Source organism: Marinobacter salsuginis, assembly GCF_009617755.1.
In the GTDB taxonomy this organism is placed as follows: domain Bacteria; phylum Pseudomonadota; class Gammaproteobacteria; order Pseudomonadales; family Oleiphilaceae; genus Marinobacter; species Marinobacter salsuginis.
The window spans coordinates 1,484,525-1,496,717 of sequence record NZ_BGZH01000001.1 but is presented as its reverse complement, the minus strand read 5'-3'; the positions used below and the strand labels follow the sequence as shown (position 1 = coordinate 1,496,717).

Annotated in this window: 10 protein-coding genes; 2 read left to right on the top strand and 8 right to left on the bottom strand. The window is 58.8% G+C overall.

What is annotated here, in order from left to right; translation table 11 throughout:
• Positions 1-158 precede the first annotated feature (158 nt).
• From GJU83_RS06930 to GJU83_RS06905, 6 genes are all read right to left on the bottom strand, one after another.
• The gene (locus tag GJU83_RS06930) at positions 159-1,406 is read right to left on the bottom strand and encodes a DUF3426 domain-containing protein (RefSeq protein WP_069182019.1); all 1,248 of its coding nucleotides are present in this window, start codon (positions 1,404-1,406) and stop codon (positions 159-161) included.
• Positions 1,407-1,467: 61 nt separating this feature from the next.
• Positions 1,468-2,364 carry a 50S ribosomal protein L11 methyltransferase gene (gene prmA, locus GJU83_RS06925; protein ID WP_069182018.1) on the bottom strand — a complete coding sequence of 299 codons (897 nt, stop codon included), beginning with the start codon at positions 2,362-2,364 and terminating at the stop codon, positions 1,468-1,470.
• Positions 2,365-2,366: 2 nt separating this feature from the next.
• Entirely contained in the window at positions 2,367-3,713 is a 1,347-nt protein-coding gene (accC, locus tag GJU83_RS06920) for an acetyl-CoA carboxylase biotin carboxylase subunit (RefSeq protein WP_069182017.1), read from the bottom strand.
• An 18-nt stretch (positions 3,714-3,731) separates the two neighbouring features.
• Positions 3,732-4,199: an acetyl-CoA carboxylase biotin carboxyl carrier protein gene (gene accB, locus GJU83_RS06915; RefSeq protein WP_069182016.1), complete on the bottom strand. Its 468-nt coding sequence runs from the start codon at positions 4,197-4,199 to the stop codon at positions 3,732-3,734.
• A 27-nt stretch (positions 4,200-4,226) separates the two neighbouring features.
• On the bottom strand, positions 4,227-4,667 hold the full coding sequence (aroQ, locus tag GJU83_RS06910; RefSeq protein WP_069182015.1) for a type II 3-dehydroquinate dehydratase: 441 nt from the start codon (positions 4,665-4,667) through the stop codon (positions 4,227-4,229).
• A 317-nt stretch (positions 4,668-4,984) separates the two neighbouring features.
• Positions 4,985-6,598, bottom strand: a complete 1,614-nt coding sequence (locus GJU83_RS06905) for a diguanylate cyclase (RefSeq protein WP_069182014.1) — start codon at positions 6,596-6,598, stop codon at positions 4,985-4,987.
• Between the two features lie 198 nt (positions 6,599-6,796).
• On the opposite strand from GJU83_RS06905, the gene GJU83_RS06900 reads away from it, so the two are divergent.
• The gene (locus tag GJU83_RS06900) at positions 6,797-8,797 is read left to right on the top strand and encodes a bifunctional diguanylate cyclase/phosphodiesterase (RefSeq protein WP_069182013.1); all 2,001 of its coding nucleotides are present in this window, start codon (positions 6,797-6,799) and stop codon (positions 8,795-8,797) included.
• 7 nt (positions 8,798-8,804) lie between these two features.
• A complete protein-coding gene (locus tag GJU83_RS06895; protein WP_069182012.1) occupies positions 8,805-9,857 on the top strand; it encodes a DUF2333 family protein in 1,053 nt (350 codons plus the stop codon).
• 75 nt (positions 9,858-9,932) lie between these two features.
• On the opposite strand, the gene ppa is transcribed toward GJU83_RS06895, so the two are convergent.
• Both ppa and GJU83_RS06885 read right to left on the bottom strand, forming a co-directional pair.
• A complete protein-coding gene (gene ppa, locus GJU83_RS06890) occupies positions 9,933-10,460 on the bottom strand; it encodes an inorganic diphosphatase (RefSeq protein ID WP_069182011.1) in 528 nt (175 codons plus the stop codon).
• 503 nt (positions 10,461-10,963) lie between these two features.
• Positions 10,964-12,103 carry an acyl-CoA dehydrogenase family protein gene (locus GJU83_RS06885; RefSeq protein ID WP_069182010.1) on the bottom strand — a complete coding sequence of 380 codons (1,140 nt, stop codon included), beginning with the start codon at positions 12,101-12,103 and terminating at the stop codon, positions 10,964-10,966.
• Between the last annotated feature and the right edge of the window lie 90 nt (positions 12,104-12,193).

The window sequence follows — 12,193 nt, the reverse complement described above, 5'->3', positions numbered from 1 at the left end:
ATCCAGCATCCGAAGGGCGGTAATGATACCGCCGGGTGGACCATGATTGAAGGGGCTAGGCGGTGAAAAAACTGATTATTTTTCGCCCTTTCTGGTTGACTTTTGTTCTGTGCGATGGCCGTCGGCCATCTCTGTCGAGTAAATACTTCCTGACTCGATCAGGGAGTGTGGGGGCGGAAGAGGATGTTGTAATTCACTGCGTCACGGCCCGGATCCCGAATGTTGATGGCGATGCGCACGGGGGTATCCGTGGGCATGGCTTCCAGCTCTCGACCCTCGCCGGCCAGGTATTCTTCGGGCGTGAACAGGCTTTGTGCAACAACATCGCCATTCAGGTTGGAAAAGGTCAGGGCAATGGCGGGGAACGGCTGCTCGAAGTCGGCCCGGTTGATGATCACGGCATCGACCACCAGTTGCGAGCGGTTATCCGGATCGGTCCGAACCACCAGTTTCCGGCTCTGTATCGCCTCAACATTGATCAGCGGTTTGAGCTCGCATCCGGCCAGTTCACACCCTTTTTCATAAAACGGCCGCAACTCGGGAATGGCCGACAGGCGGTCGAACTGGAACCAGGTGACCTGGGCGATCAGAACACCGATCAGGCCCAGCACAATAACACTCCATACGATGGTTCGAATGCCGCTCCCGCCCGAATCGACGGCAACGGGGTCCCGACGCAGGTCCCGGAAGGGCGGGTCGGCGTGGAAGGTGTCGGCCGGTCGATCCGGTTCGTCGAAATCGAAACCGGATTCCTCCACAAAGTCATCGAAAGGATCAGGCTCTTTGGCGGTCCGGTCGCCCCGGGAAGCGGGTGTTTGGGTCTGCTCGAACACCGGTTCTTCCTCGAGGCTTAACTCGCGGTCGGGCTCCTGTCTGGTTTCCGGCTCGAACGCTGGCTCTTCGGGCTCCGGCTCGGGTTCTGGCTCAGGTTCTGGCCGCTCTGCAACAGACGGTTTCCGTTGCGCTGGCTCGTCATCCTGCAGAATGGCTTCGGCCCAGCTCTCGTCCACATTCTCGTCGGAACTGTCAGTCTCAGCGTCCTTGTAGTCTGCTTCGTCGCGCTCGTCGAAGCTGCGGAAGCTGTCGCTGAGCTCGTCATCGGAAAAGGTCAGCTTTGTGCCGGCGTACCGGCCTTCCGCCGCATCTTCTTCCGGGTTGTCAGCAAAGACAAAATCTTCCTCGCTGACGCCGGAACCGGCCGGTGATTGGGTGCCCGCCGGTTGCTCGGGGCTGGGTTGGGTTCGTGGTTTATCGCCGCCGGGAATAACCTGGTGTTCGATGGCGTTGAACACTTTCATGCAGTTCCCGCAGCGTACCTTGCCCTTGGCAATGCCAAGCTGTTCTTCGGTTACCCGGAACCGGGTCTGGCAATTGGGGCACTGTGTCTGCAGGCTGCTCTGGGTCATGCTTCTTCCTGAAAGCGACTGGGCTACGAGTGTCGGAGTTTAGTCGTTAAGACCGGTTTCGTCATCTGTCGTTGCGCCGTCCTGTGAGGCGTATCCACTCTTCCCGCTGTTCGGGCTCGTCCATCACGAACCAGGGCTCGTAGGCGGCCATCACTTCCCGGGCCTGGCTGGACAAAATGCCCGATAGCACGAGGTCGCCGCCGGGTCTGGTCCGGGAAGCAAGGTGAGAGGCAAGGCCGATCAGAGGCTGGGCCAGGATATTGGCGAGCATGATGTCGGCTTGGGTCTCGGGTTCGTCTTCTGGCAGGAACAGGTCCAGCTTGCTGTCTTCGACACCATTACGCCGGGCGTTTTCCCGGCTGGCTTCCAGGGCCTGTGGGTCGGTATCAACGCCAATAACATGGTCGGCGCCAAGCAGCAGGGCTGCCAGGCCAAGAATGCCGGAGCCGCAGCCATAATCGATGACCTGCTTACCCTGGGCGTCCTGGCCATCGAGCCATTCCAGGCACAGGGCTGTGGTCGGATGGGTGCCAGTACCGAAGGCCAGGCCGGGGTCCAGCATCAGATTCGCGGCATCCGGGTCCGGAGCGTCATGCCAGCTGGGCACGATCCAGAGTCGCTCGCCGAATTTCAGGGGCTGAAAATCGTCCATCCAGGCCCGCTCCCAGTCCTTGTCCTCAACCAGCGTTACTTCGATTTCGGGAAGCGCCTGCTGGGTTCGCTGGTGCCAGGCATCCCGGATATCGGCGCAAAGCTGTTCGATATCCCGATCGGAGTCGAATAATCCGGTGACGGTGGTCTGGCTCCAGAGAGGGGTGGTGCCCGGGTCGGGCTCGTACAGGGGCTGGTCGGCGGCATCCTCCATGGAGACGGCGTCGGAGCCCATCTCCATGAGCAGATCTTCCAGCTGATCCGCGTTGTCCGGATCAGCCGGGATCTGGAGTTGTATCCAGGGCATGTTTAATCCCGCATCAGTTTCTCAAGGTAGTGGATGGTGAAGTCTACCTGTTTAAAGCCACCATCGCGTACCAGTTTCCGATGCAGAGGCTGGTTGGTCTTGATTCCCTCGACCACCAGTTCGTCCAGCGCGTTCTTCATCCGGCGCCGGGCAATGTCTCGGTCGTCGCCCCAGGTGATCAGTTTGGCCACCAGGGAATCGTAATAGGGCGGAACCGTGTAGCCGCTGTACAGGTGGGAATCCACCCGCACTCCATTCCCGCCAGGCGCATGGAAATGCTTGACCTTTCCAGGGCTGGGGATGAAAGTTTTCGGATCTTCGGCGTTTATCCGGCACTCCATGGCGTGCCCGGAGATCCGGATGTCGTCCTGGGTGTACTGCAGTGGCAGGCCGCTGGCGATGCGCAGCTGCTCACGCACGATGTCCACGCCGGTGACCATCTCGGAGACGGGATGTTCCACCTGGACCCGGGTGTTCATTTCGATGAAATAGAACTCGCCGTCCTGGTACAGGAACTCGAAGGTGCCAGCGCCCACGTAGCCGATTTCCTTGCAGGCATCGACGCAGGCCTTCAGGGTGCGCTCCCGGGATTCCTGGTTGATGTTCGGGGCCGGGGCTTCTTCGATGACCTTCTGGTTCCGGCGCTGCATGGAGCAGTCGCGGTCGCCCAGATGGATGCAGTTGCCATGCATGTCGGCCAGAACTTGAACCTCCACGTGGCGCGGAGCTTCCAGGAATTTCTCGAGGTAAACGGTCGGGTCGCCGAAGGCATTCTTGGCTTCACTCTGGGTGATCTGGACACCTTTCAACAGGGCCGCCTCCGAGTGCACCACCTGCATGCCGCGTCCGCCGCCGCCAGAGGCGGCCTTGATCATCACTGGATAGCCGATTTCGCGGGCAATTCTCAGGGTCCGCTCTTCGTCGTCATCCAGCGGGCCATCCGATCCCGGCACAGTCGGAACACCGGCCTTGATCATGGCGTTGATGGCAGACACCTTGTTGCCCATCAGCCGAATGGTATCGGCCTTGGGGCCGATGAAGCGGAAGCCGCTCTTTTCCACCTGTTCGGCAAAATCGGCGTTCTCGGCAAGGAAGCCGTAGCCGGGGTGAATACCCACGGAATCGGTTACCTCGGCTGCGCTGATGATGGTCGGGATGTTCAGGTAGCTGTCGGTGGCGCTGTTGGGGCCAATGCAGACCGACTCGTCAGCGAGGCGCACATGCATCAGGTCGCGATCGACCTGGGAATGCACTGCCACGGTCTTGATACCCAACTCCTTGCACGCGCGCAGAATCCGGAGGGCAATTTCACCCCGGTTTGCGATCAGAACTTTCTCTAACATGGCCATGAGTAGCTATCACCGCGTTCAGGAAATGACGACCAGGGGCTGGTCAAACTCAACCGGCTGGCCATTCTCGACCAGGATGTCCTGGATTGTGCCGCTCTTGTCGGCCTCAATCTGGTTCATCATCTTCATGGCTTCCACTATGCAGATGACATCACCCACGTTGACCGTCTGGCCAACTTCCACGAACGCCTTGGCGGTGGGCGACGGCGAGCGATAGAACGTGCCGACCATGGGGGATTTTACAGTGTGTCCGGACGGACCCGCTGGCGCTGATGGCTCTTCAGTCTCCGGGGCCGCCGCCGCAGGGGCCGGAGCTGGCTGCTGTGCAGGCGCCGGGGCCGGGTAATGACTTACGTACTGGGCGCCGGCGGCCGGCTCGCGGCGGCGGGAGATACGCACCGAATCGTCCGCCTCGTGAATCTCCAGCTCCTCGACGTCGGATTCCTCGAGCAGCTCGATCAGTTTCTTGATTTTACGAATATCCATAGTCAGTCCAGTCCCGTTTTGTCAGGTCTATCGGTGAATGCGTGTCAGGGCCGCCTGGAGTGCAAGATCGTACCCCTGGCTACCCAGCCCACAGATAACGCCTTCGGCGATATCCGAGAAATAGGAGTGATGCCGGAACGGTTCCCGTGCATGCACGTTGGAAAGATGCACTTCAATAAAAGGAATTCCCGAAGCCAGCATGGCATCCCGAAGGGCAACGCTGGTGTGGGTGAAAGCGGCTGGATTGATGATGATAAAGTCCACGCCTTCTGCCCGGGCCTCGTGAACCCGTTCAATCAGTTCGTATTCGGCGTTCGATTGCAGATGCAGCAGATGGTGCCCGTGCTCCGCCGCCTGTGAACGCAACCGGTCGTCGATGTTTGCCAGCGTCTCGTAGCCATAGACCTCTGGCTCGCGTGTGCCGAGCATGTTCAGGTTGGGTCCATGGAGTACGAGAATTGTCGACATGGTTCTGTCTGCCTTCGTGTCTTTTTACAGGATCGCCGAATTTAACGGCATGTTCCCCCAATGGTGCGTGCTTGTTTTGTTCAGATCAACACTTTTTGACAATCTTCCCTGTTGTCCATTGGTCGTAAAAAAGACGGCAAATGAATCGAAACGGGATCTTTCCGCTGATGACAATCATTGTCGTGAACGGAGGATCTAACTTCTATACGACGTTGGTTTCATAAAAGGTAGCAGCCGGGCAGGGACTCAGCCATGCCCGACCGAAATTTGTTCTGGAAGGTCTGCGCCGGGGGGATGCGGGCCGGAAAGGCCCGGAATCAGGTGTCGGCCAGAGTCACGCAGTTGCGGCCCAGTTCCTTGGAGCTGTAGAGCGCCCGGTCTGCCCGCTCGCACAATGCCTGGGAAGTGTCGTCATCCCAGGCTGCGATTCCGCAACTGAAGGTGACGTTGAACTCCCGGTCGCCGGCGGGCTGCTGGAGCTCCGAGAACCGCTCCCGGATTTCATTGAGAACGTTCCGGGCATCGCTCGGGCGGGTGTTGGGCAGAATAATGGCGAATTCCTCACCGCCATACCGGCCGATGTGATCGGTTTTGCGCAGGCGCTGTTTGAGGAACATCGACAGGCTTCGCAACACACGGTCGCCGATCGGATGGCCAAAGGTGTCGTTTACCTTCTTGAAGTAATCGATGTCGATCATCGCAAAGCACAGTGGCTGCTCTTTCTGGCGAGCCCGCACAATCTCCTGGTCCAGCAGGTGGAGCGTGTGAGTGTGATTGAACAGGCCAGTCAGGCTGTCACGGATCATCAGTGCCAGTAGAGAGCGGGCACGGCGGCCACGGTTGTGGATGGTGGCTATCAGGTGTTTCGGGTCGATGGGCTTGGTCAGGAAATCGTCGCCCCCCAGACTCATGGCATGGAGCTGTTTGCTGACGTCTTCCTCTGCCGACAGGTAAATAATGGGGACGCTGTGGAAGCGATCCTGTTGACGGATGACACGGGCGATCTCCATCCCGGTGCAGCCCGGCATATACATGTCGAGGATGATGATCTCCGGGGAGAACTCTTCCAGCGCGTGGATGATCTGCATCGGGTCGGTGATGATGTGGGCGGTCATGCCCGCCTTTTTCAACACCGTTTCCATGTACTTGGCCTGGGCCCGGGAGTCGTCCAGAACAAGAACCTTGTAAGGCTCCACGGTATTGCCGTGGGTATAGGTTTCGATCTTCTCGATCAACTGGCCAGGATCGACGGCCGGATAGAAGAACTCTTCCCCGCCGCACCGTGAGGCCTGCAGTCGGGTTTCAATGGAGCCATCCTCATCGCTCATGAAGATGATCGGGATGGGCGTATCGTGACGTTCCTGCAGATGCTCGATGGTGGTAATGCCGGCGTTGGGAGAACCGCCGAAATTGACGTCCACCAGGATGGTCTCGGGCTTGTGGAGTGCACAGGCTTCGGTCAGTTCATCGGCGTTGGCAAAGGCCGAAGCCCGAAAGCCGAAAAACTCCAGTTGCCGGATGAGGCGGCTTGCCATTTCCTGGTTGGCCAGAGCAATGTAGACCGGGGTGCGGCGAAACTGGTGAGGCGCCTCGGAACTGTTGCGGTCCGTCCTGCGCAGGGTGCTCTGGGAGAGGGTTTCGATGGCATCCTGGAGCTGTCGCTCAAGGCCTTCGTCCAGTGCCGAACCCGGTTCCCACTGGTTGATCAGTTCCAGCGTGGTTTGCCCGGCCCTGGCGTGACTTTCCATTTCGAAGCGCTGGGCGTAACGCACCAGCTTGTCGGTGGCAGCGGCAAACTCATTGCGATGGGCGGCGGCCTTGTCCCGGTCTTCGTGAATTTTCTGCCAGGTGTCCAGAACAACCCGGGCCTGGGTTGTTACACGGCGTGCGAAATGCTGCCTGAGTTTTTCTTTCTGGCTTTCGTCGTTCATGTGGCTCGGGCCTGTCTCTTTTTCGTTATTGGTCGTCCTTCCCCGGTGCGGACGATTTTTCAACCTTAGTCCTTTTGCAGAGTCTATAGTGTTTAATGTTGTCGGCGTAGGTTGCGCTATGTAAATGTTTGTCAACTCTGCGGCGCAAGTCACAAACACCTGGCCGGCTGGCTCACAGCCAATCCGGAGAAGCTCCCCATGGCACGGAAGCAAATCCTCTTGAAACGCAGGCAGCAGGGTGCGGTTACTCTGCGAACAATGCTTCTGGTGTTGACCGGAGGTTTGCTGGTAACCCTGCTGGTTGCGGTTTTCGTTACCAGCTTCGGGTACTTCCGGAATTATGTCTCCGATCAGTTGGCCGGCCACGCCCGTGACGGGGCTACGGCCATCGGATTGTCACTCTCCAACGCCATTGATGGCCGTGACCCGGTGGCTTCCGCCTCATTGATTGATGCGGTGTTCGACAGTGGGCGATACCTGTCCGTCAGCTACCTGAATCATCAGGGTGAGCAGGTTGCCGGGCGCGCAATGACTCTGAACAAGGTCGCTGTGCCGGCCTGGTTCCGCACTTTTGCGGATCTTCCCCTGCCGATCGCCGAGGCAGAAGTGGTCCGCGGCTGGAGCCGACTTGGCACGGTTCAGGTAATCAGCCACCCCGGTCGGGCCTACGAAGACCTTTGGCGAATCACCATTGGTCTGACTGCCAGTACTGCGGTTATTGGCGGTATTGGACTATTTGCGGTTTTCCTGCTGCTTCGCCGGACCCTGCGGCCGCTGCATGCTCTTGAGGATCAGGCCAGGGCCCTGGGCCAGAGGGATTTCAGGAAGCGGGTGTCGATCAAGTCGACCCGTGAAATAAACCAGGTCACGGACGCCATGAACCAGATGGCGGGTGATCTGGGCCAGCTTTTCGAGGGCCAGGCCAAACTCATCCAGCACCTGCGCCGGGTCAATAACGAGGATTCGGTCACCGGGCTGGCCAGCCGGGGTGCCTTTGACCAGCGCCTGAAAGTCGAAGTGGAATCCGAGGAAAAGGCCGCGCCCGGGGTTCTCATACTGATTCAGCTGGCGGATTTTTCCGGGTATAACCAGGCCTATGGCCGGAGCGAAGCGGATCGGCTGCTGTTGAGAGTGGCCACCGTGATTGCAGAGTTCGTCAGGCAGCATGCCGGATCGTTTGCCGGTCGACGAACCGGTGCCGAGTTTGCCATTTTCCTGCCCGGTGTCATGCCGGCCGACGCCGGTGTCTGGTGTCGGCAACTGGTAAATGATCTCGACGGGGTGTATTCGGATCTTGCCTCACCCATGGATACAGCCGTGCATGCCGGGCTGGCGAGAACGCTTGAGGGTCGCGGGGGCCGGGATCTCATGGCTGCTGCGGACGAAGCCCTGCGGACCGCCCAGAGTAGCAACGGCACGGGCTGTCACCTGGCGGATCCGGAGAAGGATGGCCATCACAATCTGGAGACCTGGCGGGTAATCATCAGTGAGGCGATCCGTCGACAGACACTATCGCTCTGGCTCCAGCCCATGGTCCACGAAGGTCGTCTCATGCCGGTTTATCACCAGGTGTTCTCCCGCATTGATTCCGTTGAAGGGGCCTTGAAGGCTGGTACCTTTGTGCCCATGGCCGCGCGCTTCGGCCTGATTTCCGATATTGATCGACTGTTGGTCCAGCGGGTACTGGATCGTTTGAAAGACCTGCCCGATCAGCCACTGGCCGTCTCGCTTGGCAATGCGTCCGTGGCCAGCGAGGCGTTTCGTACGGACTTGCTTGAACAACTGGGGCAGGCCGGTTCTCTGGCCCGAAATCTCTGGATAGGTATCTCCGAACAGACCATTCACCATCACCGCACGGCAGTGGGCCTGCTGGTCAGGGCTCTGGGGCGCCTGGGGGTGCCGGTACTGGTAGACCGCTTCGGCGTTGGTGGCGTGCCATTCAGTTATCTCAGAAATCTGAGGTTTCAGGGCCTGCGTATCGATAACAGTTTCATCCATGACATCGACACCCACGAGGATAACCGCTTCTACATAGAGTCCGTTGTGGCCATCGCACACAGCCGCGGCGTGAAAGTGTTCGCTACAGGAGTGGAAACAGCCGCGGAATACTCGGTACTCTGTAAGCTGGGTGTCGACGGAGCCATGGGTTACCATCTTGGTCGGCCGTTTGCCGCTGATAATCAACAGACAGGGGATTAAGAGTCATATGCCAGGCAAAATCAGACAGTACTTCAAGGACAAGAAAGACGATGTTCAGGATTATGCCGGTGGCAGCGGCGTGATCGGCAAACTGATTCTGGCGCTGGTTGTGGTCTACCTGCTGGTGGCTTTGGTGCTTGGCATGTTCTGGAGCAGCGAGCCGGAAACTTTCTCGGTGCGCGAACATACCCGGTCGGTGGCCAACTCCATGGAAAGGGAACCCATCACCGGCTTCGCCACCACGGTGACCATGATTCGAATTGGCGAAACCCTGCTGGACAAGCCTGGTGGCTACATCTCCAACGACGTTTTCCCTCCCGGGCTTTGGCTGGACAACATGCCCAACTGGGAATATGGCGTGCTGGTTCAGCTCCGTGACCTTTCGCGTGCCATGCGCAAAGATATCAGCCGCTCCCAGAGTCAGTCGGCCGAGGATCAGGATCTGGTCATTGCCGAGCCCCAGTTCCACTTCGACAGCGAGAGCTGGGCCATTCCCTCAACAGAGGCTGAGTACCGCCGGGGTATCACCGCTCTGAAACGCTATCTTGATCGTCTGTCGAACCCGGAACAGGCTGATGCCCAGTTTTTCGCGCGTGCAGACAACCTGAGTAACTGGCTGGCAGACCTGGAAACCCGGTTGGGCAGCCTCTCCCGGACTCTGGGGGAAAGTGTGGGCAAAGCTTCCGTTTCTGATGCCGTGGTGAATATGGATGCGGGAGATCCTCTGGCTGAAGAAACCACGGGAGAAGATATCAAAACGCCATGGACCAAGATTGACGATGTGTTCTATGAGGCCCGAGGCAGTTCCTGGGCGCTCCTGCACATCTTCCGGGCGATCGAAGTGGATTTCCGCAAAGTTCTCCAGGACAAGAACGCCATGGCCAGCGTACGGCAGGTCATTATCGAGCTTGAGGGTGCCCAGGGCGAAATGTGGAGCCCGGTCATTCTGAATGGCAGTGGCTTCGGCGTGCTGGCCAATCACTCTCTGACAATGGCCGCTTACCTTTCACGGGCGAACTCGGCAATCAGTGATATGCGGGATCTGCTTTCCCGGGGTTGAGGTCAACGGGCTTTCAGCCAGACATTAAAAAACCGGGCACAAAGCCCGGTTTTTTAATGCCACGAAAAGTCCGGCTCAGCCTTTGTAGGCGTTCACGGAATCTACGATGGCTTTCCTGGCGGCTTCTGCGTTATCCCAGCCTTGCACCTTCACCCATTTGCCCGGCTCGAGAGTCTTGTAGTTCTCGAAGAAGTGCTTGATCTGGTCGCGCAGCAGCTCCGGCAGATCGGTGATTTCCTTCACATCGTGATAGGTAGTGGTCAGCTTGTCGTGGGGTACCGCTACCAGCTTGGCATCACCACCGGCTTCGTCTTCCATGTTCAGAACACCCACCGGACGGGCACGGATCACGGAGCCGGCCTGCACGGGGTAGGGTGTGACCACGAGTACGTCGAGGGGGTCACCGTCGTCGGCCAGGGTGTGCGGGATGAAGCCATAGTTGGCCGGGTAGAACATGGGGGTGGCCATGAAACGGTCTACCAGCAGGGCGCCCATGTCTTTGTCCAGTTCGTACTTCACCGGGGAGCTGTTGGCCGGGATTTCGATGGCAACGTAGATGTCTTCCGGCGGGTTCTTGCCTGCGGGGATGTTGTCGAATTGCATGTGCGATCCTTCCTGGTACGTTAACGGTACGTTTAACTGCGGTTAAAAAGTGGGCGCAATTATACGGGAGTATCCTGCAGTTCGAAACTAAACCTTGGTCGTTGGTTTTTGGCTTGGTTGCCGGTCTTGGTAGGTCTTTCATTCTGGTGCAAGCAGCTATCTGGAAGGGCCTTCCGAAAAACGCCCGTGAATACGTCCATGTAGGGCTCGGTCGCGCCATCCTTGGCGCTCCACGTTTTCGGAAGGCCCTTCCAGATAGCCGCCCGAGCCATTGAGCAACACTCAAAAGCGGAGCCTGATTAGAGAGGCCAACAAAAGGCGGATTGGACATTGTATGAACGGGGCCTGTCAGTGGCCTTTCCAAAACTGTAGAGGGCCAAGGATGGCCCGAAACAAGCGCACATGGATGTGCTCGTAGCGTGTTTTGGAAAGGCCACTGACAGGGCCCGTCCCCAAGCCAGGCAGGCTGGGGCAGGACAAGAGGGCGAACACCGAATCAGAACTCAGAGCTTGATCTGTTTGGCAATGAGCTCCTTCATGATCTCGGTGGTGCCGCCGCCGATGGAGAGAATCTTGGCGTCACGGTAGAGACGCTCGACGACGGTTTCTCGCATATACCCCATGCCACCGAACAACTGCACCGCTTCCCGGGTGACCTTTTCGCAGACATCCACCGAGAAATTCTTGGCCATCGCCACCTGCTTGATGGGGTTCTTGCCCGCCTGCATCAGGGCGGCGCAGCGGTAGGTGTATTCGCGGGCCACGTCGATCTGGGTGGCCATGTCCACCAGTTTGTGGCGGGTCACCTGGAAGCCGGCAATGTTGCGGCCGAACGCCTTGCGTTGCTGGGTGTACTCCAGTGCTGCCTCGTAGGCGAGCTGGGCGGTCATATAGGCCATGATGGCCAGGCTGAGACGCTCGAACAGGAAGTTGCTCATGATAGCGATGAAGCCGGCGTTCTCGGCGCCGATCAGGCGGTCTGCAGGGACCCGGCAGTCCTCGAAAAACAGCTCCGCGGTATCGCTGGCCCACCAGCCCATTTTGCGCAGTTTCTTGCCGGTGGAGAAACCGGGCATGTCGCGGTCGATCAGTAACAGGCTGATGCCACCGTGGCCCTCGCCTCCGGTGCGCACGGCAACGGTGTAGTGGTCGGCGCGCATGCCGCTGGTGATGAAGGTCTTGCTGCCGTTGACGGTGTAATGGTCACCATCGCGGACCGCTCGGGTTTTCAGGTTGGCGACATCGGAACCGCCGCCGGGTTCGGTCACTGCCAGGGCGGCGATTTTTTCGCCGCGCAGTACCGGCGGCACGATCTGTTCCCGGACTTCCTTTTTCGCCCATTTGGCGACCGGTGGCAGGCCGATATCCAGGGAGCCCAGGCCGGCCACCAGGCCGCCGGAGGTGGAGCGCATCAGTTCTTCGGAGACAGCCACTTTAAGGAAAATGTCGCCTTCCCCGATGCCGCCCAATGCTTCGGGAAAACCAATTCCAAGCAGGCCTGCATCCCCGGCTTTTTTGTAGAGATCCCGGGGAAATTCGCCCGCTTCTTCCCAGTCGTCGATGTGAGGCAGTACGTGGGTTTCGATGAACTTGCGGGCGGTGGCACGGACCTGCTGGTGGGTTTCGTTGAAGTAGTCGGACACGGTGGAGCTCCCTCTGATCGGAATCAATGCAGAGCAGTGTCGCCGAAAAACTGCTACCAAGCAAGCGCTTGGTTTGTGATTTTCCAGGCA

Excerpts from the sequence above, each read along its gene's own strand:
- GJU83_RS06930 (WP_069182019.1), bottom strand. The coding sequence starts at position 1,406 with ATGACCCAGAGCAGCCTGCAGACACAGTGCCCCAATTGCCAGACCCGG.
- prmA (WP_069182018.1), bottom strand. The coding sequence starts at position 2,364 with ATGCCCTGGATACAACTCCAGATCCCGGCTGATCCGGACAACGCGGAT.
- accC (WP_069182017.1), bottom strand. The coding sequence starts at position 3,713 with ATGGCCATGTTAGAGAAAGTTCTGATCGCAAACCGGGGTGAAATTGCC.
- accB (WP_069182016.1), bottom strand. The coding sequence starts at position 4,199 with ATGGATATTCGTAAAATCAAGAAACTGATCGAGCTGCTCGAGGAATCC.
- aroQ (WP_069182015.1), bottom strand. The coding sequence starts at position 4,667 with ATGTCGACAATTCTCGTACTCCATGGACCCAACCTGAACATGCTCGGC.
- GJU83_RS06905 (WP_069182014.1), bottom strand. The coding sequence starts at position 6,598 with ATGAACGACGAAAGCCAGAAAGAAAAACTCAGGCAGCATTTCGCACGC.
- GJU83_RS06900 (WP_069182013.1), top strand. The coding sequence starts at position 6,797 with ATGGCACGGAAGCAAATCCTCTTGAAACGCAGGCAGCAGGGTGCGGTT.
- GJU83_RS06895 (WP_069182012.1), top strand. The coding sequence starts at position 8,805 with ATGCCAGGCAAAATCAGACAGTACTTCAAGGACAAGAAAGACGATGTT.
- ppa (WP_069182011.1), bottom strand. The coding sequence starts at position 10,460 with ATGCAATTCGACAACATCCCCGCAGGCAAGAACCCGCCGGAAGACATC.